Origin of the sequence: Rhodopila sp. (assembly GCF_965276935.1) — a bacterium.
GTDB lineage: Bacteria > Pseudomonadota > Alphaproteobacteria > Acetobacterales > Acetobacteraceae > Rhodopila.
On the sequence record NZ_CBDIBS010000001.1, the window covers coordinates 475,828 to 501,253 of the forward strand.

Below are 25,426 nucleotides of genomic sequence, written 5' to 3' on the forward strand. Positions count from 1 at the left end.
CTTGCGGCCGGACACGACGCCTGGGGCGAAGCAGTCGACGAAGCTGGAATCCGGTGAAGACGGGACACCCTAGCCGAGCAGCGCCCGCGCTCCGTCCCACAGGCGCCGGACGGCTTCGGCCGCCGGCTCCGCCCGCGCCATGGCGGCAGACTGTCCAGCCCAGACCTGCATCCGCTGCAAATCCCCGGCTGTCTGGCCGGCGGCGCGCATGACGCCGGTCAGGCCGCGCTGCACGGGGTAGGGGGCGGGTGCCGGCGCGTCCGGCGCGCTGGCCGCATGCCCATAGTCTGTCGCAATGGCGCGGGCAGCGCGGCCGCTGAAGGCTCGGCTGACCAGCGTGTCCTCCGGTGCCGTCCGACCGATTGCCTCGGCCCAGACGGGATGGATCGCCGCCTCCGGGCAGCGCAGGAAGCCGGTGCCGATCTGCGCCGCGCTGGCGCCCAGCAACAGGGCCGCCGCCACGCCACGGGCATCGCCGATGCCGCCGGTGGCGACCACAGGGACCCGCACGGCATCCGTCACCGCCGGCAGCAGGGCGAACAACCCCACTTGGCGGCGTTCGGCTTCGGCAGGGTCAAAACTGCCGCGATGACCGCCGGCCTCCGCGCCTTGCGCCACCACCACGTCGGCGCCCGCGGCTTCCGCCGCACGGGCTTCGGCAAGCGTGGTGACGGTGGCGAACCAGGCGATGCCCTGGACTTTCATGCGGACGACGAAATCAGGCGGGAACAGGCCCATGATGGACGACACGATGGGCGGCCCCGCCGCCAGAATGGCATCGCACTGGGCGGCGAAGTCCAGTGGGGCCAGGTCGGCGGCATCGGCCGGAACCGGCGGTCCCCAGCGGCCGAGGAAGTCGCGCAGGCGCGCCTCGTGCGCCGCGTCGCGCGACGGTGCCGGGTCGGGGATCCAGAGGTTCATCTGAAAGGCGCCATTGCTGCCGTCGCGGACTGTTTCGGCCCAGGCGCGGATTTCGTCCGGTTGCATCAGCAGCGCACCGCAGGCACCCAGCCCGCCAGCGTTCGCGACAGCGATGGAGAGGGATGGCGGGCAGGCGCCTGCCATCGGTGCCAGCAGAATCGGCAGGCGCAGTCCAAATCGCTGACAGAAGGCGTTGGCGCGGTTCATTGGCATGGCTCACTCCCGGTAGTGGTATCTTGACGATCAACAGGCCAAGGCCGCGTTCGGCGGCTTTTATCCGCTGCCACAAGCTCTCGAAGGTCTCCGGCCCGCGGCGAGAGGCTACCACCGCGTTGGCTTTGCCGACATGGCCGCAACCCTGCGTTGCCTTGCCTGAGGCCGTCGTTCAGCCTGACCGACTTGGCCGCATCCTAACCCCGTTCCGTCGCCTTCACCTGCTGCCAGCCGGCTTCCATTTGCCCCAGCGATAGTTCCGCCAAGGCTTGGCCTTGCGCCTCGAGGATCTGCTCCATCGCAGTAAATCTTCGGCTGAACTTGTCATTCGCGTGGCGCAGGCAAGCCTCCGGGTCGAGCTTCAGTTTGCGGGCCAGATTGGCCAGCACGAACAGCATGTCGCCAACCTCATCGGTCAGCCTTGCCGGATCGGCGTCCGGCAGTTCGGCGCGAAGTTCCTGAACCTCCTCGTCCAGCTTGAGCAGCACCTGGCCGGCATCGTTCCAGTCAAAGCCGACAGCGGCGGCGCGGCTGGTCAGCTTCACGGCACGGGTCAAGGCGGGCAGGACGGCCGGCACCCCGGCCAGCGTGGCAGACTGCCGCCGAGCGGCCCGTTCGGCCGACTTTTGGGCCTCCCACGCCGCCGGCCGGCCGGCGGCGTCCCGATCCGCTGCCTCACTGAATACATGAGGATGACGGCGTATCATCTTGTCACTGATGCACCTAGCCACGGTGGCGAAGTCGAACAGGTCGGCTTCTTCCGCCATGCGGGCGTGGTAGACAACCTGGAACAGCAGGTCGCCGAGTTCATCGGATAGTGTCGCGAAGTCGCGTTCGGCGATGGCGTCCGCGACCTCATAGGCTTCCTCGATCGTGTAGGGCGCGATGGTGGCAAACGTCTGGGTCTTGTCCCATGGGCAGCCGGTGTCGGGGTCGCGCAATGCGGCCATGATGTCGAGCAGACGGCGGAGTTCGGCTTCGGCCGAGGCGGCGGGATTGGACATGACTGGCGGATAGTGAAGCAATCCGTTCGGCGCAAGTCCCCGTGGCAGCCATGTGTTCGGCGCTCTGTCCCGAAATATAGTACTTTAAAGTAACAATTATGCATAACAGCCGACCTCGGCTTTATAGGTTGTGATATAGTATATGTGACCATTATTTAGGGCGACTTATAATTGTAAATTAACAAAAACATTATTGCAAATTAATGTTATTTGTGCTCACGCCAACGTGAGCTATTTGATAATGACCTCAAGGTCACGCAGCTGAAAGAATGCCCACAAGGCTGGACGAAACCCGCTCTCGCGTGGAGAATGCCGCTATGGGCGGCGGTGATGCCAATGCTTGATCTACGACGTATCCAAGACACTTGAGCAGATCGATCAACATGGTGTTGAGGCAGGCCCAAATACTGATCCCAGCCGCAAAAGGCTTGGTTGCCGGGCGATACGCGTTCGTCATGCAGCCAGAGGTCGGCATCCACGCATTTCCAGGCATAGACTCAAACTTGGATTTCGGGCCGATCGCCGACATGATGGGCAGACACCCTTGGCCGTCATTCGGCGCGATGCAAAGCATCCCAAGCCACCATAATGCCGCATAATGCATATTATGTTAACTCCTATATCGGCCCTTGCGGGTTTCCTCAAGTTCATGGCAACCGCATGGCTGCTTCCATTCGCGGGCTCCGCATGATCGACCGCTTTCTGATCGCCGCCATTGTCGACCGACTGATCTACGCCGATGACGCCACCTTCAGCGTCGACGACGCGCGCCAGTTGCTGGACGCGCTGCCGCGCCAGCGCTCGCCCTGGATCCAGCTTGGCATCGCCGGCAAGATGTCTGGCGGATCCTCCCGCGGCTTCGCCGCCGGCGTCGGCGATGTCGAGATCAAGTCCGACAAGGACCGCCAGTTCCAGTACAACAGCGCGGATGGCGCCTATACGCGCGCCGGACAATGGAAACTAATGCTGGTCAGCAAGCGCAGCCGCCAATTCGTTGAAATCGAGCAGGTCATGGCCGATGCCACCGACGAAGGCCGTGGCGCCCTGATCTGCTACGAGGCGGATGGCACGCCGATCCGTATGGACATCCGCTTTAACCGGTCATACCGCCTGTTCTGGTCGCCGGTCGTCTTCGTAATACCAGGCTGGAAGCCGTGGAAGACGCCGAGCTAGTGGTCCGATCCTGACGCTTGGTTTCCAAGCGTTAGGTGAATCGGCCTACGAAATCAGAGCCTAGTGGATAAATTCAACGGACCTATCCGTTGGATTTATCCACGAGAGCGTGTCTTGCTCAGGCTGACGCGGCCTCACCTAAAGCCGCTCCGCGTCCTTTATCGATATCCGGAAGCGGTTCCGGGGATTCCAGTCAACCTGGAAGTGTGCTCTGACGTCATACCAAATTCACTCCGACCCGCTGTATCGCAGTCTGCCAGCGCGTGCATGATCCATCCCGGAGGTTCAGCCGATGGTCAGCACCATTCCGTCATAGCCCGGATCGACGCCCGGCGGCAGGTTCGCCTGCATCCAGGCCCAGTCCATCTCGGTGCCCATATGCGTCAGTACGGTGCGGCGCGGTTTCAATCGTGCGACCCAGCTCAACACCGTGGTCAGGTCAGCATGCGTCGAATGCGGTCCCTGACGCAGGAAACAGCCCACCACCCAGGTTTCGACGCCGTTCAACGCGGCGAAAGCAGCGTCATCCAACTGCACGACATCAGTTGAGTAGCCGAAGCCGCCGATCCGCAGGCCCAGGGTCTCGACCCGGCCATGTTGCTGCTTGAACAGGCGGATCGTCAGGCCGGCGGTCTCGATCGTGTCGGTCGGCTCGACCGGATTTGCAACAAGAACAGGACGATAGAACCACGGCGGATCCCAGGGTCTGAAGGCATAGCCAAAGCGGCGGATGATCTCGTCCAGCGTCGGCTGTGTCGCAAAGGCCGCGAGAGGGCGGTTGGCGATCCGATTGAGGATGCGCACATCGTCGATGCCGGTTATGTGGTCCGCATGCGCGTGAGTAAACAGGATCGCATCGGCACCCGGCACCTGGCGGTCGAGTAGCTGAAGCCTCATGTCGGGCGAAGTATCGACCAAAAGCCGTTGATGATCATCGCTCTCGACCACGATTGATGAACGGGTGCGCCGGTTGCGCGGTTCGGCCGGGTCGCAGGCGCCCCAGTCGCCGCTACCGTCGGCACCGCCGATCATCGGCACGCCGGCGGACCCGCCGGTCCCCAGCAAGGTCACCTTCATGGCAGCGTCTGGCGTACTGACGTCTGGCGTGCTGACGTTTGGGCGGAAGACGCCTTTCGGAACAGGCGGCGGAAATTACCGGTCGTCAGGCTGGCCAACGCCTCTGGCGTCAGGCCACGCAGCTCGGCCAGTACGCGCGCGGTATGCGCGACCCAGGCCGGCTCGTTGCGCTTGCCGCGGAACGGGACGGGGGCGAGGTAGGGCGCATCCGTCTCCACCAGCAGCCGGTCGGCCGGCACGTCGCGGGCGATCTCACGTAGTTCCGCCGAACGGGGAAAGGTCAGAATGCCGGAGAAACTGACGTATCCGCCCATCTCCACCGCGGCTTCGGCCAACTGGCGGGAGGAACTGAAACAATGCAGCAGGAAATCGAACCCTCCTTCCCTGTCCCGCTCCTGCCGCAGGATCAAGGCAATGTCGTCGTCGGCATCGCGCGCGTGAATCGTCAAGGGCACGCCGGCCAGGCGGGCGCCGCGGATGTGGGCGCGGAAGTTCTCCGCCTGAATGTCGCGCGGGGCCTTGTCGTAGAAGTAGTCCAGGCCAGACTCGCCGATGCCGATGACCCGCGGATGCCGAACCATGTCGGCCAAGGTTTGCGGGGTCGGGATCGGCGCTTCGGCGGCATGGTGCGGATGAACGCCGATGGTGCACCAAAGGTTCGGGTGCGTCTCGGTCATCGGCGGCAGGCACCGAGACTGGTCAAGCGTGGTGCCGATCGTCACCATCTCCTGCACGCCGGCGGCGGCGGCGCGGGCGAACACCTCGGGCAGTTCGGCGGGCGTGTAGTAATCCAGGTGGCAATGCGAATCGATCAGCATCAGGCAGCCGGCTCCACATACCGAGGAAACACGCCTTGCGGCGGCGGCAAGGTAATTTCGTCCGCCAGCGGGGTCGTCAGCGCGGCGAAATCGCGGGCGTCCGGTGGCACGCCGAGCTGGTCCAGCATTCGCGCCATGCTGCCGGGCATGACCGGCTGAAGCAATGTCGCCACCACCCGCAGCGTGTCCGCCAGCACCCGCAGCACGGCACCCATGCGGGTCTTGTCGGTCTTGTTAAGCGCCCACGGCGCCTGACGGTCGATATAGCCGTTGGCGGCGCGGATCACCTTCCAGATTTCCTCCAGCCCCTCATGGAAAGTCTGGCGGTCCATGTTGGCGCGCACCAGGTCCGGCAGCGCATCAGCCGCCGTCAGCAGGCCAGTATCGTCCTCGGTCCACGGGCCACGCGCGGGCAATACGCCGCCGCGGTTGCGGGCGATCAGGGACAGCAAGCGCTGCGACAGGTTGCCGAGGTCGTTCGCCAGATCGACATTGATCCGGCTGATGATCGCGGCATGGCTGAGCGAGCCATCAGCGCCGAACGGCTTCTCCCGCAACAGGAAATAACGCAACTGATCCAGACCGAAGATCTCCGCCAGCTTGCGCGGCTCGACGACGTTTCCCAGCGACTTCGACATCTTTTCGCCGTCCATCAGCCACCAGCCATTGGAGGATACGCGTCGCGGCAAGGACAAACCGGCGGCCATCAGGAACGCCGGCCAATACACGGCGTGAAAACGGATGATGTCCTTGCCGACGAAGTGCACGTCCGCCGGCCAGTACCGCCACAGCGGCCCGGTTTCGTCCGGAAATCCGCAGGCGGTGAGGTAGTTGTTCAGCGCGTCCAGCCAGACATACATCACGTGACCCGGCGCATCCGGCACCGGGATGCCCCAGTTGAACGTCGTCCGGCTGATCGACAAGTCGCGCAAGCCGCCCTTGACGAAGCTGATGACTTCGCTGCGGCGCGACGACGGTGCGATGAACTCCGGCTGGTTGTTGTAAAGTTTCAGCAGCCGATCCTGAAATGCGGACAGGCGAAAGAAGTAGGATGGTTCCCGGACCCACTCCACCGGCGCGCCGCTAGGCGCGACGAACGATCCGTCCGGTCGCCTCGTCAGTTCCGACTCATCGTGAAAGGCTTCATCGCGAACCGCATACCAGCCTTCGTAGTGACCAAGGTAGATGTCGCCCGAGGCTTCGATCCGCTTCCATAGTTCAGCGGTGGAAGCCTTGTGCCGCGGCTCCGTGGTGCGGATGTAGTCATCGTACGACACACCCATGGCGTCGGCCATCGCCTTGAAGTCGGCGGAAATCTGATCGGTAAAGGTCTGCGGATCAACGCCGGCATCATGCGCTGCCTTCTCTACTTTTTGGCCATGCTCGTCCGTGCCGGTCAGAAAGCGAACATCATACCCATCCAGCCGCTTGAAGCGTGCCATCACGTCAGCGGCAATGGAGGTGTAGGCGTGCCCGATATGCGGCGCGCCATTGACATAATAGATCGGGGTCGTGGCATAAAACTTCGTTTTCATGCTAATTCTCGGGTGGGTTCGCTGAGCATGCCGATTCCGGCCACGATCGCCTGGCGCTTGTCCAGGGCGAAGCGCTCGGTTTCGTCCTGCAGCCGCGTCAGCCCGTGCCACAGGTCGCCCCAGGCATCAAGCGGGCGCAACGCCACCAGCCGCTGTTGTTCGGGATCTGCCCTGCCCCGCACGCTTTCCCGCACCGCCGCGGCCAATCCGGCGCGCATCAGATCCATGAACGTCGAGAACCCGGTTTCGCTGCGTCCCAGCGCATCGGCGATTTCGTAGCCGCGGGCGACCGGGATGGCGGGAACCTCGGCCAGCAGCTTGTCCACCATGCCCGCGATCGCCAGCCCCTCCTCCTCGGCCAGCATGATCGCTCGGCCTGGCGAGCCTTCGGCGAGGCTGACCAGCCGGCCGCGCTCGTCCGCGTTGAGGTCAGGCAGGTATTGGGTCATCAGTTGGCCCATCGGCTGATCCGCCAGGGCCGAAAGCCGCAGGCGGCGGCAGCGGCTGCGGATGGTTGGCAGCAGACGGCCGGCGGCGGCACAGACCAGCAGCAGGATGGCGCGCGGCGGCGGTTCCTCCAGCACTTTCAGCAGGGCGTTGGCGGAAGCCTGGTTCAGGTCCTCCGCACCATCGATAATGACCACCCGCCAGCCGCCCTCGGCTGGTGTCAGCGACATGAAGCCGTTGATCCGGCGAACATCGTCCACCGCGATCTGGGTTTTCATGCGACGCGTCTTCTCGTTCACGACGCGCTCGACCGTCAGCAGATCGGCATGGGAACCGGCCGCCACACGACGGAACACCGGGTTGGCGGGATCGAGGGCCAGCGAGTCCGCAGTGGGCGTGCCGGCGAGTAGGCGGCGGCCAAAGCGGTAGGCCAGGGTGGCCTTGCCGACGCCCTCGGGTCCAGTGATCAGCCAGGCGTGATGCATCCGGCCGGCGCGGACTGCGTCCAGCAGGGTCGCCTCGGCGGCTTCGTGGCCAAGCAAGATGGAATTGGCGCGCGGTTCGGGAGCGGGCATCGAAAGGTTATAGCGAAGGTTTTCCACGCGCGTCATGCTGGCCATCGCTCGTCGGGATCTTGTTGCATCCGCCAATCTATCTAAGCACGATTCCAGAGGTTGCTGGGTGTCTCTTGCCTCAGATCGTCTGGAGCCGATCAGCTAATCCCGGCATTTACGTAAACGGGCCGCTCGGGATAGAGCAGGTGGCAGGCGTAGACCGGTGGATGGCTGCAAGGTCGCGCGATAGTGTGCGACATGAGGAGAGAACAATGCCGCAATCGTCGGTCTGTCGAACCGACCACTCACGGTCGGGGCTTTGCGCGTGTCCATGCTGTCACCCACTTGGGCGGCGCGACGTCTCGCGACGTGGCTTCATGGCGGGATCGGTGGCATCCGTGATCGCCTTCGATGCCTTCAGTCATCCGGTGCGGGCGCAGACCGCCTTGACGCCAGATGCGGCACTGGCGGAGCTGATGAACGGGAACGCCCGCTTCGTCGCCGGAAAGCTTGTTTCGTTTCAGGAAGACCTGGCCATCCTGAAGCAGAACACCATCGCCAAGCAGGAACCGTTCGCGGCGGTTCTGTCCTGCGCGGATTCCCGCGTGCCGGTTGAACTGCTGTTCGACCAGAGCATTGGCCACGTCTTTGTCGCCCGCGTCGCCGGCAACTTCTGCACGCCCGAGATTGTCGCCAGCCTGGAATATGGTGTCGTTTCTCTGGGGGTCGCGGTGATCGTTGTGCTCGGCCACTCGGGTTGTGGTGCGGTGAAGGCAACGATCGCGGCCAAGCCCGCTCCCGGCCAGATCAGTGCCCTGTATGCGCCGATCCGCCCCGCGGTGGAGCGCGCCGGATCCAACCTTGATGCGGCCATCAAAGCCAATGCTCAGATACAGGCCGATCTGCTGCGCACCGCGTCGCCAGTGATCGCCGAACGGATGACAGCCGGAAGATTGAAGGTGGTTTCCGGGTTTTATGAGTTGGCAAGTGGGCGAGTATCGTTGCTGACGTAGTCCCGATGCCCTCACTCCTCTAGGTCCGTTCAGACTGGAAGCTGGCGTTTGACGGTCGACTGTCAGCGACTTCGCACGTTCAGGCATCAACTATTCTCGGTGCTATCGCGTCATGCGCCGCGGTGAATTTAGCTTTCCAACATCCTTTTCCAGGTAAGTGGGCGTCACCGCCCCGATTGGCGAATAGCAACAAGCGCACGACCCCCTCGGTCTCACGCTCCGGCCTTACGATCGCGACGGCCGACAGCGACCGGGGCGGTAGATGGCATGCACACCAAGCCGTTGCGAATTCACGCAGGCCTCCGCCAGTCCGGAAACAGCATGACGCCGAAAATCGAGAAGATTGCGTCACAGGCGCCGTCGGATATGTCCAGTGCCTGTCCGTCCATTACGCGCGCGGCGCAGCCGGGATAGGCCATCAAGCGTGTGGACAGCCGGGCAAGCATATCGAGCGACAGGTCCCGTTGCGAGCACCCGCGCTCCCGTCTCGGCGGCCAACAGGTTCAGCGTTCCTGTGCCAGCCGCAACATCCAGGACCCGCCAGCATGGCTTGGTCTCCTGCGGAAGTTGGCTCGGGTCCGAAAAGGCGCATCCGTCGCGGACGTTGAGCCGGCAATTGATCGCCACGGGACAATGACCCATAAGCTAGACGTCGGTCCTGCGCCAACTGAGCCCGCTCAGGCTCGTGCGACGACCAAGCAATAATGAGAGTTCAACGAGCTTTTACCTGACGAGGCTTTTTCTCATCGTGGTCCGGCTCCGGCGTCATCTTTAGCACGATCTGAAGCAATGCGGCGCGGGAGGACATATCCAACCGTCGATAAGCGCGCAGAAGCGCTTCCTCATCGCCCGCCAGAAGTCCCAGGCTGCCCTGATCTTCCTCGAGATACTCATCGGGTACCGGTGCGTCAGGATCCAGTCCAACCAGGTAAGACACTGATGTCGACAGAACCTCTGCCAACGTGATCAGACGCTTGCCACGTGGCGGCGGCAGATTACCATCGAGCATGCCGTGAATGAAACCCGCAGGAAGCCGAGCTAAACGGGCGAGATCGTCAGGGCTCAGGTCGAGACGATCCAGCCGTCCTTGGACCCGGTCAGCAAATTCGACAATACCGTTCAATCTCACATGCCTTCTTCTTTGCCAAACCGCCATTCCCGACATGCTGCGCTACGCCTGGAGCATGCTAGAAGCCGAAATGCAGCAACGGTTTCGGCCAACGCGCCCCCACTCGCATATAAGGGCCATGCACCTGCGACCAAGGTTGCCAATGATCCTCCACGCAGTTTGGCGCATCGTGCATAGGGCAGTCGCTGGGTCCGGCGCCGGCCGCGCCGTTGCCGCGTCCCGATCGATCTTCTGCTCCCGGCCCATGTTTCTTGCCTTCGCGCCTGCGGCGGACCCGGCAACAGCCCAGCCGAGCGTTAATCGGCCTGAGCGGGATGGCCCAGCCGCTCCGCGACCACAGCGGCCCACGGACTCGGGACAGGCGTAGGGTTAACGACGATCGGGATGATGATGCACGACTTGCAGGACGATCACTCAACCTGCGTCAGAGTGTCCAGCTTGATTGACCCGTTCTGGTCGGTGAACGCCAGGGACTGCCCTTGGCTAGCCTGCTGCGCCACGCCGCTGATATGGTGATCGCCACTGTCGTAGGTCGTCAGCTTGCCGCCTTGCTCGATCAGCAGGCGACGCTTCTCCGGAAAGAACGCGTAACGCATCTCGTTCTGCGATCCGCTGGTGGACGGCTGTCCAAGATCCTCGGGCCACCACCTCTCGCCACCAGAAATTGGCTTCATTGGTTCCATGGGCTTCATTGGTTCCATGGACTTCATTGGTTCCACGGGCTTCATTGGTTCCATGCCTTCTCCTCCAGAGGCGGTGGCGGCAATCTGCTTTGCGGCACAGCCGGAAACAGTCGCGCTCCAGTCCTCCGTTACCGCTTCGGTGTTCCACAGGCGATCAAGCGGCTAATCCTGCGTCACCACGCCCACAACGCGCTCCATCGGCGCCAGCCTGCCAATAGCTACCTTCGGATGATAACACATGTCAGGTCAACGGGCACTCACGAGGACGATACTGAGCTGAGACGGCACGAATGCTGCCAACCACAAGGTTTCACCGCGACGTCAAAAGCTGGGCGACATCAGAATCTGGTCAACGCGTGCTTGATCGGATGGATTGAGGCGCATGCCTCCTATCAAGCCAATCCTGACAGGCCGCAAACAACATTCAATATTTAGATATAGCATAAGAACCATATCTGTCATTCGTGGGAGCGGCATTTCGATTTTTTACCAGAACATTATTAGTTTCAAACTTGCCAAAAAAAATCTGGCAGTCCCGCAGGGATTTTGAAATAATCCAACAGCCCGGCAATCAGTCGTTGCTGGATGGGCTTATAAAATAGGCGCGAAAGCATGATGAAAAACATCTCAATAACAAATCGGGTCATCGCCTGGGCGTTTGTCGGCCTTTGCGGATTGGCCCCGCTCTCGATTGCCGTCGCGGCGCCAGTCCAGTGGACACTTAGCAATGGGGCTTTCGCGCAAGGCGGCACGTTCAGCGGCAGCTTTACCTATAATGCAGACCTCTCGGCTGGCGGCACGCTGACCAACTGGAGCATCGCAGTCACCCCCAGCACCGGGTTTGGCGCGTTCACCTACACACCATCCGACTCGACCTGGTCCGTCGGCGGCACGTGCTGCAACGGATCCGAGATATTCGACTTTACCTCAAACGCAAGCGGTGCCGCCAAGCGATATTTCTTTCTTCCCTTCGACTCCAATCTGACCGACGCGGGTGGGACATCCCAGGCAATTGTCAACAATCCAGGCAACAGCTCGGAAGTCACCAACAGCTTTGCGAATGATCGAGACGTTTCAGCCGGTTTCGCAACGACTGTAACGAGGGTACCGGAACCGGCTACACTGTCGCTGCTATCTCTGCCGCTTCTGCTGCTAGGGATGATTGTCCGTCGTCATCGCCTGGCGTTGGCCCTGAGCCATCGAAGCCAGCAGATCCGTCCGGGACAGCCTCGAAGGTAGCCAGCGCCCGCGATCGGCTTTTTCACGATCCCGCATTTGGCGGCGCGGCACTCGTCACGTAGATCCTGTCCACCCTGTGCTGCGGGCGCTTGAGTCGCGCATTGCAAAACGTGCGTTCTTCCCGATCGATTCGCAGCCATTTCGGCTTCCACCCGAGCATCGACCGCGGGAACGCCGCATTCAGACCGGGCGCAGACCTCATCAACCGCATCCTCGCCCGGCAATGCGCGTGCACGCGTGCCGGCCCGCCGCCGCCCTCAGCGCACTCGGCCGATGCGGCGATCGTGATCGCTCATGTGGCCGCAGTGGCACCTGTCTTGCTCCGTCTTCCGCATTGATCGAATATACATGACATCAGGGAGAGTTCGGATGGCCGAGCAAGGACTTATGGCACGGCGCTCAGTGGCCGATATCATGCAAAGCGGCGAGGCCGAAAGCCAGCGGATGTCGAAGACGCTGGGGCCGTTCAGCATCACCGCGATGGGCATCGGCGCGATCATCGGCGCCGGCATCTTCGTGCTGACCGGCACCGCGGCGGCGCATTATGCCGGCCCCGCCATCATGCTGTCCTTCGTGCTGGGTGGCATCGCCTGTGCCTTCGTCGGCCTGTGCTATGCCGAACTGGCGGCGATGCTGCCGGTCTGCGGCAGCAGCTATACCTACACGTATGCAACGCTGGGTGAGATCTTCGCCTGGATCATCGGCTGGGACCTGATCCTGGAATACGCCATGGGCGCCGCCACCGTCGCGGTCGGCTGGTCCGGCTACATCACCAGCCTGCTGGCCAACTTCGGCATTGTCATTCCGCCCGAACTTGCGACCGCGCCCGGCACGCCAATCCACCTGCCGAACGGCGGCGCCGCGACCGGGATCATCAATCTGCCGGCGGTCTTTATCGTCGCCGTCCTCACCATCCTGCTCATCCTCGGCACCAAGGATTCAGCTCGGCTCAACAACATCATGGTGGCGGTCAAGCTGACCGTTGTGGTGGCCTTCATTGGCCTGGGCGCCGCCTATGTGAACCCGGCGCACTGGCACCCGTTCCTGCCGCCCAACAAGGGCGCGTTCGGCGAATTCGGCGTCAGCGGCATCCTGCGCGGCTCCGCCGTGGTGTTCTTCGCCTTCATCGGCTTTGATGCCGTCTCCACCGCCGCGCAGGAGGCGAAGCAGCCGCAACGCGACATGCCCATCGGCATCCTGGGCTCGCTGGTCATCTGCACCGTGCTGTATATCGCCGTCGCCGCCGTGCTGACCGGGTTGGTTCCCTACGACCAGCTAAACGTGGCGGACCCGATCGCCAAGGGCGTGGACGTGATCGGCATTACCTGGTTCTCGGTGCTGATCAAGATCGGCGCGCTGACCGGACTGACCACCGTGATCCTGGTGTTGCTCTATGGCCAGACCCGGATCTTCTACATGATGGCGCACGACGGGCTGCTGCCGGGACTGTTCTCCCGCATCCATCCGCGGCTACGTACGCCCTGGCTTAGCCAGATGCTGATCGGCGTCGTCGTCGCCATCGTCGCCGCGCTGGTGCCGATCGCCATCCTGGGCGAACTGGTCAGCATCGGCACGCTGTTCGCGTTCGTGCTGGTCTGCGGCGCGGTGATCTACCTGCGGCGCACCAATGCCGGTACCCCTCGCCCGTTTCGTGTTCCGGCCGTGCCATGGGTGCCGATCCTGGGCATCCTGTTCTGCCTGCTGCTGATGGCCGGGCTGCCGCCGGTGACCTGGCTGCGGCTGGCGGTCTGGCTGGTGATCGGGCTGGTGATCTATTTCTCCTATGGCCGGTCGCACTCGACGCTGCGGCGTTCGGGCGTGCCGGAGCACGTATCGTGATGCCGCGGCCGGATACCGCCAGCCCAACGAGCGCTTGCCAATGCAGGCGCGCTATCCCGCCCGGGCTGCGGCACATGACCGAGCGCCTGGAAGCCTGCATGCAGCGATGATTTCGAACCCCCGCATGGTCCACCGCCTGGTCCGGAACGTCGTCCGGCGGCCTCGCCCAGGTGCACCACCCTACCCGGCTCCACAGGCCCGTCTCGTGTCTGGTCGTCGATTGATCGCAAGGCCATGACGCGAAAACCTCCCACGCCCGATCATGGCATCATGGCGCGGAAGTCCGTCGCCGAGGTCGTGCGCGGCGGTGAGGGCGAAGACCAGCCGATGGCGAAGACGCTGGGGCCGTTCAGCATCACCGCGATCGGCATCGGCGCGATCATCGGCGCCGGCATCTTCGTGCTGACCGGCACCGCGGCCGCGCGATATGCCGGTCCGGCGATCATGCTGTCCTTCGTGTTCGGTGGCATCGTCTGCGGCTTCGTCGGCCTGTGCTACGCCGAACTGGCGGCAATGCTGCCGGTCAGCGGCAGCACCTATACCTATACCTACGTAACCCTGGGCGAGGTGTTCGCCTGGATCATCGGCTGGGACCTGATCCTGGAATATGCCATGGGCGGGGCAACCGTCGCCGTCGGCTGGTCGGGTTACGCGACAAGCCTGCTGCACACGGCCGGATTCGACATTCCGCCGGCGCTGGCAACCGCGCCGGGTGGCACGATCCATCTTCCGGGCGGCGGCACCGCGACCGGGATTGCCAACCTGCCCGCCGCCTTTATCGTCGCGATCCTTACCATCCTGCTGATCCTTGGCACGAAACAATCCACTCGCCTGAACAACATCATGGTCGCGGTCAAGCTGGTGGTCGTGCTCGGCTTCATCATCCTGGGCGCGGCCTATGTGACCCCGGCGCACTGGCATCCGTTCATCCCGGCCAATGCCGGCACGTTCGGCGATTTCGGCCTGAGCGGCATCCTGCGCGGCTCCGCCGTCGTCTTCTACGCCTATCTCGGCTTCGATGCCGTCTCCACCGCCGCGCAGGAGGCGCGAAAGCCGCAACGCGACATGCCGATCGGCATCATCGCCTCCCTGGTCATCTGCACGATCCTATACATCGCGGTTGCCGCGGTGCTGACCGGGCTGGTCCCGTACAGCCAATTGAACGTGGCGGACCCGATCGCCAAGGGGATGGATGTGATCGGCATTACCTGGGCTTCGGTCATGGTCAAGCTCGGCGCCCTGATCGGCCTGACGACGGTCATCCTGGTCGCCCTGTATGGCCAAGGCCGGGTGCTGTACAACATCGCCCATGACGGCCTGCTGCCCAAGCTGTTCGCCCGCATTCATCCGACGCTGCGGACACCTTGGCTCAGCCAGATGCTGATCGGCCTGCTGGTCAGCCTTGTCGCGGCGTTGACGCCAATCACCGTGCTGAGTGAACTGGTCAGCATCGGCACCCTGGTCGCCTTCATCCTGGTCTGCGGCTCGGTGATCTATCTGCGGCGGAGCGAAGCCGAGGCCTTCCGCCCGTTTCGCGTGCCGGGCGTGCCTTACGTGCCGGTTCTAGGCATCCTGTCCTGCCTGCTGATGATGGCGGGGCTGCCGCTGGTTACCTGGCTGCGGCTGGCGGTCTGGATGGTGATCGGAGTTGCGATCTACTTTTTCTATGGCCGGTCGCACTCGACGCTGCGTCAGCCCACCCATGGGACGTGACGTCGGGACATGATGCGCAGGCCGAGTGACGCCATCCCGAGCCTGCCTGTCCGGTGCGGACATGGCCAGCCATGGCGCGGGAACTGAGCGCAGTACAGCACCAAGCGGCGCCGGGTTTCTTTGAACCGGCAAAGCGAAAGCTTGTCCGGCACAGGACGCCTTGACGGTGGACCACCGCCCCGGACCCTGGCGCTCATGGTGGTGCAATGTCTGCGCGCGCTGCTAAAACGCGATTGGTTTAGGTTGACCCACGAATCGCGTTTTAATTTTTTGTTTGATCGCGTGATTCACGTCTTCTGACTGGGTCAGCCTCAGACGATCACGCTTCTAGGCCCGGCGGCGGCGGTTATTGCTGAATGCGCCATTGTCCTGACCATGTCCAACGTGCTTATCTCGCGCCATGGCAGGAACATTGCCGGAACGATTTGCCGCCTGGTTCGCTGCCCAAGGCTGGTCTCCGCGACCTCACCAGTTGGCCATGCTGCGGGCCGCCGACGCCGGCGACAGTGTCCTGCTGATCGCGCCCACCGGCGGCGGCAAAACACTCGCCGGCTTCCTGCCCAGCCTGCTCGACCTCGCGGCGGCTCCGCGTCCCGGCCTGCACACGCTGTATATCAGTCCGCTGAAGGCATTGGCGACCGACATCGCCCGCAACCTGACCCGGCCGGTGCAGGACATGCGCCTACCCATTACCATCGAGGCCCGCACCGGCGACACGCCGTCCAACCGGCGCGCGCGGCAACGGGCCGAACCGCCCAACATCTTGCTGACCACGCCGGAGAGCCTGGCGGTGCTGGTCTCGTCGCCCGAGGCGCCGGTGTTCTTCCGCACCCTGTCCTGCATCGTGATGGACGAGGTGCATGCCATGGCCGGCACCAAACGCGGCGACCAGCTTGCGCTGTGCGTCGCCCGCCTGCGCGGCCTCGCCCCCACTGCCCGCCGCGTCGGACTGTCCGCCACCGTGGCGCATCCGGATGCCATCCAGGCCTACACCGGCGCCGATCGGCGTATCGAGGTCGCCGACGGCGCGCCGCCTGAACTGACCATGACCTTGCCGGCCGGCCGGCTGTCCTGGTCCGGTCACATGGGCCTGGAAGCGGCGCCGCAGGTAATGGCGCGCATCCGTGCCGCCGGCATGACCATCGTCTTCGTCAACACCCGCGCGCAAGCCGAGCTGATGTTCCAGGCGCTGTGGCGGCTGAACGATCCGACCCTGCCGATCGCCCTGCATCACGGCTCGCTGGAGGTCGCGCAGCGCCGCAAGGTGGAAGCGGCGATGGCGGCGGGCAGCCTGCGCGCGGTGGTGGCGACGTCCTCGCTGGATCTGGGTATCGACTGGGGCGGCGTCGACCAGGTGATCCAGGTCGGTGCGCCCAAGGGCGTTTCCCGCCTGCTGCAGCGGGTTGGACGCGCCAACCACCGGATGGACGAGGCCTCGCTGGCCACCCTGGTGCCGGCCAACCGGTTCGAGGTGCTGGAATGCGAGGCCGCCATCCTGGGTGTCGCGGCGCGCGAACTCGATGGCGACCCGCCGCGCCCCGGCGGCCTGGACGTGCTGGCGCAGCATCTCCTCGGCCTGGCGTGCAGCGCGCCGTTCCTGCCGGACGAGGTGTTCGCCGAAGTGACCACCGCCGCACCCTATGCGATGCTGCCGCGCGCCGACTTCGACGACGTGCTGGGCTTCGTCGAGCACGGCGGCTACGCCCTGGCCGCCTATGAGCAATGGAAGAAGCTGTTCCGCGACAGCGAGGGCCGTATGCACGTGCGCAACGCCCGCACCGCCGCCGCGTACCGGATGAACATCGGCACCATCGTCGAGGCACCGGTGATGAAGGTTCGGCTGGTCGGCCGCCGCCGCTTCGGCCCGGTGCTGGGTGAGATCGAGGAATATTTCGTCAACATGCTCCGCCCTGGCGACACCTTCATGTTCGCTGGCCGGCTGCTGCGCTTCCTGCGGCTGCACGAGAACGCCGTGGAATGCGCCGAGGGCGGCGACGGCGAGCCGATGGTCCCCGCCTACGCCGGCGGTCGCCTGCCGCTGACCACCAACCTCGCCCACCGGGTGCGCGGCATGTTGCAGGACCCATCAAGCTGGGTCCTGTTTCCCGACCAGGTGCGCGACTGGCTGCGGCTGCAGCGCGGCGTCTCCCGCCTGCCCGGCCAGGGCGATCTGCTGATTGAGACATTCCCGCGCGCCGACCGCTGGTACCTGGTGGCCTATTGCTTTGAAGGCCGCAACGCCCACCAGACCCTTGGCATGTTGGTAACGAAACGGATGGAGCGGGCGGGTTACGCGCCGCTGGGCTTCGTCGCCACCGACTATGTGCTGGGGGTGTGGTCGGCCAACCGGCCCCGCGACGTCGCCGCGCTGTTCGAGCAGGACATGCTGGGCGACGACCTGGAAGCGTGGATGGCGGAAAGCTCCATGCTGAAACGGACATTTCGCAATGTCGCGGTGATCGCCGGGCTGATCCAGCGCAACCAGCCAGGCGCCGACAAGACGCGTCGGCAGGTGACGGTGAACAGCGACCTGATCTATGACGTGCTGCGCCGCCACCAGCCGGACCACATCCTGCTGCGGGCGACGCGCGCCGACGCCGCTGCCGGTCTGACCGATGTCGGCCGCATCGCCGGGATGCTGGCGCGGGTAAAGGGGCATATCGTGCACATGGTGCTGTCGCGGGTCTCGCCGCTGGCGGTGCCGGTGCTGCTGGACATTGGGCGGGAAAGCGTGCGGACGCAAACCAATGAGGACGCCCTGCTGGCTGACGCCGAAGCGATCATCGCCGAGGCGACCGGCGAGGCCGAACCCCCTTATGTGCCGGCGGTGCATCGAGCGAACATGGCGCGCCGCTCGACCGGGGCGCTGGCGGTGAAGCTGCCGCAGGCCGAGTCGCGCCCAGACGCATCAAGACGGGATGGATCGAGACCAGATGGCCCAAGACTGGGTGGATCAGGACTGGTTGGCGCGCAACGGGATGGCGCGCCACGGGGAAGGTCACGGCAAGGCGCGCCACGTCGTGACCGGCGGCAGCCGGATCTGCTGCCGTGATCGCGGCGCCAGTGCATATCGTCGATGAGCGGCTGATGCTCGATCCGATGGGCGCGCTGTTTTGGCCGGCCGAGGGGCTGCTGGCGGTATCAGACCTGCATCTGGAGAAAGGCTCGTCGTTCGCCAGACGCGGCATGTTGCTGCCGCCGTGGGATACCCACGCGACGCTTGACCGGCTGACCCTGCTGCTGCGGCGCTGGTCTCCGCGCGTCGTGGTGGCGCTGGGGGATTCGTTTCATGACGCGCAGGGCTCGACACGGCTGCCGGCGACCGAGTTGAACCGGCTGAACGCGATGACGATGGCGCATCGGTTTATCTGGGTTCAAGGCAACCACGATCCGGCGCCGCCAAGCGGCATCGGCGGCGAATGGATGGAAAGTTTCCTCGCGGGGCCAATCGTGTTTCGCCACCAGGCGATGGCAGCGCCGGCGGCGGGGGAGGTCGTCGGGCATCACCATCCGAAGGCTTGTGTGCGGGCCCGCGCCGGCATGGTCAGCCGGCCCTGTTTCATGACGGACGAGCGACGGCTGATGATGCCGGCGTTCGGCGCCTATACTGGGGGACTGGATGTGCGAGACCCGGCTATCGTCCGGCTGTTCCCGCGCGGCGGACGGGCGTTTCTGCTCGGCCAGGACCGCCTGTTCAGTTTCGCGATCGGACGCGGACGCGCGGTGGGAGCGAGGTGAGGTCAGCCTGGCGGCATTGCGTCCCGCGTGTTCAGGCAGCAACGCAGGAAAAAGCCTTTCGCCCGCCCCTTCTGCGTACTGTCCTGCGCCGAAGTTCGTCGTATTATGTGGCGGACATAGCAGGCCGCTGAAGACAAAGCGCTCATGTTCTGGATCGGAGGTTCGCCGACAATGGCGAACTCCTGACTAGGACAATAGGCGCATTTCCGACCAGAACGTTGCGAAACGCCTGGAACATCGTTGGCGTTAAAAACAAGTGCCGAAGATCCGCCGATCTTGCTGCCGCCGCTCAAGAGGAACTGGCGACATACCCTTTAATCGGCGGCCTGTTTGAAGTCTTGCGCTTCCTGTTCCTGTTGCAGTGGGTTTGCAGGATTTGCCTTAAGCGGTTCCACCAGGGAGATCATCACACTCCAGAACGTCTGTAGGCGCCGCACGTGGACACTACTCGCGAGCAAGGCCAGCATGACCTGGAACAGTTCTGGTGTCGCGAACGCATGATCCTTGGAGGCCATGACATCAGGCCATGCCTTTTCCAGCACCATGTAACGGGTAGCCGTTTCCGCGCCCATTGCCTGAATGTCGAAAATCGTTCTGATGCCAATGCTATGAAGATTGGCCGCCACGCGGGCACCAAAGACAATGATCAACTGCGCCTGGGCAATCCAGTCCAGGATGGTCAACAGGCCGTAAGGGGTTTCGACGTAGAGCAGGACGGGATTGGCTGTTGCCAGGTTTTGAACATCATGAACGCCGGCCTCCATCAGCCTGAATTTTATCAGCATATCGATGCCGTCTACCATATCGGTCGGTAACACGAATCGGCGGTCATAAGCGGCAGGCTCAATTCGCTTCAGGTTGCGGACCCTTAGATGTTCGATCAACCAGGTAATCCCGAAAGTCGGAAAATAGCCAAGCAGGAATGCCATCGGCACGAAAGCCGGATCCGGGGCCACGCTAAAGGTCCAATGCCTTACGATAGCGACAATGAAGCACCCCTCGATCAGGCTGACAGACGCAACCAGAAACGATGTCGGGCTGAGTTCATAACTTCGCACACGGCCGATGAGATATTGCAACGTGAAAAGGTATGCACCGAGAAATCCCGCTGTCATCGCGGCACCGGTATTCCATTGATAAATCGTCAGTTCAGGTGACGGCGAATCAAATGATATCCGATGCATGCCACTCAAGATAAAATTTGGCGAGTCCCAGAAAACGCGATCCGCGGCAAGAAAAAGCGGGGAGATGAACCCGACGGCGGTTAACGCCGAATACATGGCTGCCGGAACAATGAAGCTGGCTAAGGACTCCCGTGTCGGAATGATTTCCGGTGCTTTTGGCGCGCCCGGTTGCGTGGCTTCCTGCTCAATCCGCGGCGCCAACTCGTACTTGATGCGGGCAACCTCGAACGACGGCAACATCTTTTTGGACGCGTTGCGCGCCATCCAGGCTTCCAGGGCTATGAGAACCCGGCTCCTATGTCGACGCAACCTGTCCCTACTGAGCAAAACGGCGAGTGGAACCATGCCGGCAAGTAAAAATGCTGATGCACCAAGAACGGCGGTTTTGACCACAGCATCTATCCTCCCGCTTGTAGTTGCAGCCAGCAAACCACCGAGTGCCGTCGGCGGAGGAGCGAGCTGTAGCCTTGGTTGAGGCTACACCGGGATGTCCGGCTCGACTGTGATGTAGATCACATGATCGGGTGAACCGCGACTGACGAGGAGGCGGAACGTCGGACATCAAGCTTCTGTCAAGCAGTTGGCTGCGGATATTCCCGCCGCGGGCCATGAAGTCTGAATGCCAGAGATGACCGGCAACCAATGTTATTCTCCGTTGCCATGCGCCGGCTGCTTCAGCCAGCTAGCACGCGCGGTCTGCGCCGCCGGCCCTGCCGCTCCTCGAGACGCTGGATTACCACGAAGAAGCACGGCACGAACAACACCGCCAGGCAGGTTGAGGCCAGCATTCCGGTGGAGACCGTGATGCCGATCGACTTGCGCGCGTTGGCGCCCGCGCCGGTCGCCAGCACCAGCGGCACGACGCCCAAAATGAAGGCGAAGGACGTCATCAGAATCGGGCGGAAGCGGGCGCGCGACGCCTCGATCGCCGCCTGCAGGATATCCAGGCCCTCAAGGACGTGGCGTTCGCGGGCAACCTCCACGATCAGGATGGCATTCTTGGCGGCCAGCGCGATCAGCAGCATCAGGCCGATCTGGGTATAAAGGTTGTTGCCCACACCCAGTAGGCTCAGCGTCACAACCGGACCCAGCAGCGCCAGCGGCACGGCCAGGATTACCGAGATCGGGGCCAGCCAGCTTTCGTACTGACCCGCCAGCACCAGATAGACCAGCAGCATGGCCAGGCCGAAGACATAGTCGATCTGCTGGCCGACGGCTTTCTCCTGGTACGACATCGCCGTCCATTCATAGCCGCTGCCGGAGGTCAGGTCGTGATCGGCGATCTGCTGCATCAGCGCAAGCGCCTCGCCCGAACTGAAGCCTGGCGCCGGCGTGCCGAGAATGGTGGCGGAGGGATACAGGTTGTAGAGCTGGATCAACGCTGGCCCAGTGGCCGGCGCGACCCGCACGATGGTGCCCAGCGGGATCATCGTGCCGCCGTTGGTCCGCACCGGCAGCGCCTCGATGTCGGCCGGACGCAGGCGGTATCTCGGATCGGCCTGGGCATAGACCTGAAAGGTCAGGCCGAAGCGGTTGATCTGCCCGACGAAGCTGGAGCCGACATAGGTCGCCAATGTCTGGAACACTTGGCTGGTGGACACCTGCAGGGTCTCGGCCTTGGCGCGATCCACCGCGATGGCCAGTTGCGGCACCTCGGCACGGAACGAGGTGTTCAGCCGAGCCAGCGCGGTCTGCTCGCCCGCGTCGTGAACGATGGTGCGGGTCAGCGCCTGCAACTTGGAAAAGTCGTTGCTGCCGTCGCGCAGCTCCACCTGCATGGAGAAGCCGCCGGAGTTGCCGATCCCCTGGATCGCCGGCGGCACGATCACCAGGCAGGTGGCATCCTGGATCGGCGCGACGGCGGCGTTGATCGCCTGGTATATTCCGGCCAGGCCCTCAGCCGCCGTCTTTCGCTGGCTCCAGTCCTTCAGCGTGACATAGGCGATGCCGGCATTGGACAGGCTGGCGCTGTTGTCGAGCACGGATGTGCCGGCGATGCCGATGACATCCTGCACGCCCGGCACGGCGGACACCGCCTTGCGCACGTTATCCAGAACCGCCTGGGTGCGCCCCAGCGCGGCGCTGTCGGGAAGCTGGACGGCAACGATGAAATAACCCTGGTCCTCCAGCGGCAGGAACCCGGTCGGCAGCCGAACCAGGCCGACGATGCCGCCGGCCATCAGCAGCAGCGCCAGGACGCACATCGCCGCGGCGTGGCGGGTCATGCGGCCGATCAGCCCGACGTAACGCCGTTCCAGCGCCGCATATCCCCGGTTGAAGCCCTGATAGAACCAGTTTCGCTTGCGGGTTGGATCATGTGGCCGCAGCCACAGCGCGCACTGCGTCGGCTTCAAGGTGGCGGCATTGATCGCGCTGATCAGCGCCGTCGCCGCGATCACCAGGGCGAACTGCGCATACAGCCGTCCGGTCAGACCCGGCAGGAAGGCAGCGGGAATGAACACCGACATCAGCACCAGGGTGATGCCAATGATCGGTCCGAGCAGTTCGCCCATCGCCTTGACCGCGGCGTCGTGGCCACTGAGCCCGGCCTCCACATAGTGCGCGGCGCCCTCGACGACGACGATGGCGTCATCGACGACGATGCCGATCGCCAGCACGATGGCGAACAGGCTGGACAGGTTGATGGTGAAGCCCAGGGCCGCCATCGCAGCGAATGCGCCGATGATCGTCACCGGCACCGTCGTCGCCGGCACCAGGGTGGCGCGGATGTCCTGCAGGAACACCAGGATGACGATCAGCACCAGTACACCAGCCTCGATCAGTGTGGCGTAGACCTCGTTGATCGAGGCGCTGACGAAGCGCGTGGTGTCGAATGGGATGTCGTAGACAATGCCGGACGGAAATGCCGCCGACAGCGACTTCATCCTGGCCTGAACCTCGTTTTCCACATCCAGCGCGTTGGCGCCCGGCGTCTGAAAGATCGCCATGCCGGCGGCCGGCCTGCCGTTCAGGGTGAACATCTGGCCGTAGCTCTGCGCACCGAGTTCGACCCGGCCGATGTCGCGCACCCGGGTGATGGCGCCGTTGTCGCCGGTCTTGACGATGACGTCCCCAAACTGCTCGGCATCGTTCAACCGGCCGGACACCAGCAGGCTCAACTGGAACGCCTGACCGGCCGGCGCCGGCGGTGCGCCGACCTGTCCGGCGGCGACCTGGGTGCTTTGCTGCTGCAACGCGTTGGTGACGTCCTGCGTGGTCAGGCCGCGTGCCTGCATCAAGGCGGGATCCAGCCAGATCCGCATGGCATACTGCCCGGCGCCGAAGACCGTGACGTTGCCGACGCCGGGCAGGCGGGCGATCTCCTGCTGCAGCTTGATGGCGGCGTAGTTGCTGAGATACAGGCTGTCGTACTTGCCATTGGGCGCGGTCAACGTGACGATCCCCAGGATCGAGGTCGATTTCTGCTGCACGTTGACGCCCTGCGCCTGCACCGGCTGCGGCAATGCGGCCATGGCGCTGGCGACCCGGTTCTGCACCAGCACCTGGGCGAAGTTCAGGTCGGTGCCGATGCTGAACGTCACCGTCAGCGCGTAGGTGCCGTCGGAGGTGCTGGTCGACTGCATGTACAGCATGCCGGGTACGCCGTTGACCTGCTGCTCGATCGGCAGGGCGACGGCGTTCATGGTGTCGAGCGCGCTGGCGCCGGGATAGCGGGTGGTGACCTGGACGGTCGGCGGCACGACGTTGGGATACTGCGCGATCGGCAGGGTGAACAGCGAGACGCCGCCGATCAGCACGAACAGGATGGCCAGCACGTTGGCCAGCACCGGCCGCTCGATGAAGAATTTCGCGATCATCGCGCCGCGCCAGGGGATGCGCCGAGGGATGGTTCGGGGGATGCGCCGGGGGATGGTTCGGGCGATGAGTCCGCGGATGCCGTGCGGGCGGTGCTGTCCGTTGCCACCTTCTGCCCCGGCACGGCGCGCTGCAGGCCGTCGATGACCACGCGGTCGGCCGGCGCAAGGCCATGCTCGATCACTCGCATCGTCCCATCAAGCGGTCCTATCGAGACCCCGCGCTGCGCCACCACATCATCGCCGCCGACCACCAGCACGTAGCTGCCGCCCTGATCGCGGCCGAGCGCGGTATCCGGCACCAGCAGGGCATCGACGTTCTGTTCCAGCGGGACGCGGACGCGGACATAGTTGCCGGGCAGCAGCGCGCGATCGGCGTTCTTCAGGACGCCGCGAACGGCGAGTGTACCGGTGGCCGGGTTCACCGTTGGGGCGGCATAGTCAAGGTGGCCGGCGTGCGGGAAGCCGGTTTCGGTCTGCAACCCGACCTCCAGCGGCACCCGCCCAAGATCCTCTCGCCGCAGGCCGCGGCGCGCCATCTCGACACGGATGCCCTGCAGGTCCTGTTCGCTGATGTTGAAGGTGACGTAGATCGGCTGGATCTGCACGATGGTGGCAAGCTGGGTCGGCTGCGTGCCAACCAGTTCGCCCACCGACACCAGATGCGCCGAAACCAGGCCATCGAACGGCGCCAGGACACGGGTGTAGGAGAAGGTGATCGCCGCTAGCTGGGTATTCGCCTGCGCCTGCGACAGGCTCGCCTGCATGTTGTCGCGCTGCGCCCGTGCGTCATCCAGCGACTGCACCGAGGCCACTGCATTCTTCTGCAATGAAAGCTGGCGGTTGTAGTTGGCCTCGGCGTCCACCAGTTGCGCTCGTGCGCCTGCCTCGGCTGCCTGCGCCTGCTGCAGCTTGGTCTGATACGGCGGCGGCTCGATGGTGAACAGCACGTCGCCGGTCTTCACGGCCGAACCGTCGGTGTAGCTGATCGCCTGCAAGGTGCCCTGGATGCGGGCGAACAGGTCCACCGAATTCAACGCAGCGGCATTGCCGGTGGCTTCCAGGTAGCGGGTGATCTGCTTGGCGGTCGGGGTGGCGACGGTGACCTTGGGCGCTGGCGGGACAACGAAGCTGTTCTGCCGCTTGCAGCCCGCAAGGCCAGGAATGATCACGGCCGCGAGAATGAGACACGTTCGGCGCATCCTCGGCCGCCCCCATCGACCACCTTGCTTGATTGCTTCCTAGCTGGCCTGAACGAAAGCATAACCGGCGGCGCGACTATTGCGCAACTGCCGCCGTTACGGGATTTTCATGGAAATAAGGGAGCTGAC

Annotated in this window: 19 protein-coding genes; 7 read left to right on the top strand and 12 right to left on the bottom strand. The window is 63.9% G+C overall.

The features are described from left to right. Window positions 1–69 precede the first annotated feature (69 nt). The 3 genes from ACQY4S_RS02175 to ACQY4S_RS02185 form a co-directional block, all read right to left on the bottom strand. The gene (locus ACQY4S_RS02175; protein ID WP_428483540.1) at window positions 70–1,134 is read right to left on the bottom strand and encodes an NAD(P)H-dependent flavin oxidoreductase; all 1,065 of its coding nucleotides are present in this window, start codon (window positions 1,132–1,134) and stop codon (window positions 70–72) included. A gap of 197 nt (window positions 1,135–1,331) precedes the next feature. Then, on the bottom strand, window positions 1,332–2,138 hold the full coding sequence (mazG, locus tag ACQY4S_RS02180; RefSeq protein WP_428483541.1) for a nucleoside triphosphate pyrophosphohydrolase: 807 nt from the start codon (window positions 2,136–2,138) through the stop codon (window positions 1,332–1,334). A 253-nt stretch (window positions 2,139–2,391) separates the two neighbouring features. Beyond that, window positions 2,392–2,742, bottom strand: a complete 351-nt coding sequence (locus ACQY4S_RS02185; protein WP_428483542.1) for a hypothetical protein — start codon at window positions 2,740–2,742, stop codon at window positions 2,392–2,394. Window positions 2,743–2,798: 56 nt separating this feature from the next. On the opposite strand from ACQY4S_RS02185, the gene ACQY4S_RS02190 reads away from it, so the two are divergent. Continuing rightward, entirely contained in the window at window positions 2,799–3,311 is a 513-nt protein-coding gene (locus ACQY4S_RS02190; protein WP_428483543.1) for a hypothetical protein, read from the top strand. A 285-nt stretch (window positions 3,312–3,596) separates the two neighbouring features. On the opposite strand, the gene ACQY4S_RS02195 is transcribed toward ACQY4S_RS02190, so the two are convergent. Genes ACQY4S_RS02195 through ACQY4S_RS02210 form a run of 4 tightly spaced genes read right to left on the bottom strand, consistent with a single transcriptional unit; the run spans window position 3,597 to window position 7,763 of the window. Then, window positions 3,597–4,388 carry an MBL fold metallo-hydrolase gene (locus ACQY4S_RS02195; RefSeq protein ID WP_428483544.1) on the bottom strand — a complete coding sequence of 264 codons (792 nt, stop codon included), beginning with the start codon at window positions 4,386–4,388 and terminating at the stop codon, window positions 3,597–3,599. Then, the gene (locus tag ACQY4S_RS02200) at window positions 4,385–5,206 is read right to left on the bottom strand and encodes a TatD family hydrolase (protein ID WP_428483545.1); all 822 of its coding nucleotides are present in this window, start codon (window positions 5,204–5,206) and stop codon (window positions 4,385–4,387) included. The genes ACQY4S_RS02195 and ACQY4S_RS02200 overlap by 4 nt, the downstream gene beginning before the upstream one ends. Then, window positions 5,206–6,741 carry a methionine--tRNA ligase gene (metG, locus tag ACQY4S_RS02205; RefSeq protein ID WP_428483546.1) on the bottom strand — a complete coding sequence of 512 codons (1,536 nt, stop codon included), beginning with the start codon at window positions 6,739–6,741 and terminating at the stop codon, window positions 5,206–5,208. The genes ACQY4S_RS02200 and metG overlap by 1 nt, the downstream gene beginning before the upstream one ends. Beyond that, complete coding sequence (locus ACQY4S_RS02210) at window positions 6,738–7,763, bottom strand: DNA polymerase III subunit delta' (protein WP_428483547.1); 1,026 nt, start codon at window positions 7,761–7,763, stop codon at window positions 6,738–6,740. Before ACQY4S_RS02210 ends, metG begins: the two co-directional genes overlap by 4 nt. A gap of 377 nt (window positions 7,764–8,140) precedes the next feature. Between ACQY4S_RS02210 and ACQY4S_RS02215 the strand changes: the two genes are divergently transcribed. Beyond that, window positions 8,141–8,755 carry a carbonic anhydrase gene (locus ACQY4S_RS02215; RefSeq protein ID WP_428483548.1) on the top strand — a complete coding sequence of 205 codons (615 nt, stop codon included), beginning with the start codon at window positions 8,141–8,143 and terminating at the stop codon, window positions 8,753–8,755. A 712-nt stretch (window positions 8,756–9,467) separates the two neighbouring features. Here the strand turns inward: ACQY4S_RS02215 and ACQY4S_RS02220 are convergent. Then, on the bottom strand, window positions 9,468–9,878 hold the full coding sequence (locus tag ACQY4S_RS02220) for a hypothetical protein (RefSeq protein WP_428483549.1): 411 nt from the start codon (window positions 9,876–9,878) through the stop codon (window positions 9,468–9,470). A 416-nt stretch (window positions 9,879–10,294) separates the two neighbouring features. Beyond that, a complete protein-coding gene (locus tag ACQY4S_RS02225; RefSeq protein WP_428483550.1) occupies window positions 10,295–10,558 on the bottom strand; it encodes a hypothetical protein in 264 nt (87 codons plus the stop codon). Window positions 10,559–11,179: 621 nt separating this feature from the next. On the opposite strand from ACQY4S_RS02225, the gene ACQY4S_RS02230 reads away from it, so the two are divergent. The 5 genes from ACQY4S_RS02230 (at window position 11,180) to pdeM (ending at window position 19,096) form a co-directional block, all read left to right on the top strand. Continuing rightward, window positions 11,180–11,806, top strand: a complete 627-nt coding sequence (locus ACQY4S_RS02230; RefSeq protein ID WP_428483552.1) for a hypothetical protein — start codon at window positions 11,180–11,182, stop codon at window positions 11,804–11,806. A 387-nt stretch (window positions 11,807–12,193) separates the two neighbouring features. Next, on the top strand, window positions 12,194–13,645 hold the full coding sequence (locus tag ACQY4S_RS02235; RefSeq protein ID WP_428483553.1) for an amino acid permease: 1,452 nt from the start codon (window positions 12,194–12,196) through the stop codon (window positions 13,643–13,645). A 234-nt stretch (window positions 13,646–13,879) separates the two neighbouring features. Further along, window positions 13,880–15,358 (top strand): amino acid permease, encoded by a 1,479-nt coding sequence (locus ACQY4S_RS02240; RefSeq protein ID WP_428483554.1) that lies wholly within the window; start codon window positions 13,880–13,882, stop codon window positions 15,356–15,358. Window positions 15,359–15,758: 400 nt separating this feature from the next. Then, entirely contained in the window at window positions 15,759–18,410 is a 2,652-nt protein-coding gene (locus tag ACQY4S_RS02245; RefSeq protein WP_428483555.1) for a ligase-associated DNA damage response DEXH box helicase, read from the top strand. Further along, a complete protein-coding gene (pdeM, locus tag ACQY4S_RS02250; RefSeq protein ID WP_428483556.1) occupies window positions 18,407–19,096 on the top strand; it encodes a ligase-associated DNA damage response endonuclease PdeM in 690 nt (229 codons plus the stop codon). Before ACQY4S_RS02245 ends, pdeM begins: the two co-directional genes overlap by 4 nt. Window positions 19,097–19,410: 314 nt before the next feature. On the opposite strand, the gene ACQY4S_RS02255 is transcribed toward pdeM, so the two are convergent. The 3 genes from ACQY4S_RS02255 to ACQY4S_RS02265 all read right to left on the bottom strand — a co-directional run bounded on the left by ACQY4S_RS02255 (window position 19,411) and on the right by ACQY4S_RS02265 (window position 25,267). After that, on the bottom strand, window positions 19,411–20,544 hold the full coding sequence (locus ACQY4S_RS02255) for a hypothetical protein (RefSeq protein ID WP_428483557.1): 1,134 nt from the start codon (window positions 20,542–20,544) through the stop codon (window positions 19,411–19,413). A gap of 410 nt (window positions 20,545–20,954) precedes the next feature. Further along, window positions 20,955–24,098, bottom strand: a complete 3,144-nt coding sequence (locus tag ACQY4S_RS02260; protein ID WP_428483558.1) for an efflux RND transporter permease subunit — start codon at window positions 24,096–24,098, stop codon at window positions 20,955–20,957. Then, window positions 24,095–25,267: an efflux RND transporter periplasmic adaptor subunit gene (locus ACQY4S_RS02265; RefSeq protein ID WP_428483559.1), complete on the bottom strand. Its 1,173-nt coding sequence runs from the start codon at window positions 25,265–25,267 to the stop codon at window positions 24,095–24,097. Before ACQY4S_RS02265 ends, ACQY4S_RS02260 begins: the two co-directional genes overlap by 4 nt. Between the last annotated feature and the right edge of the window lie 159 nt (window positions 25,268–25,426).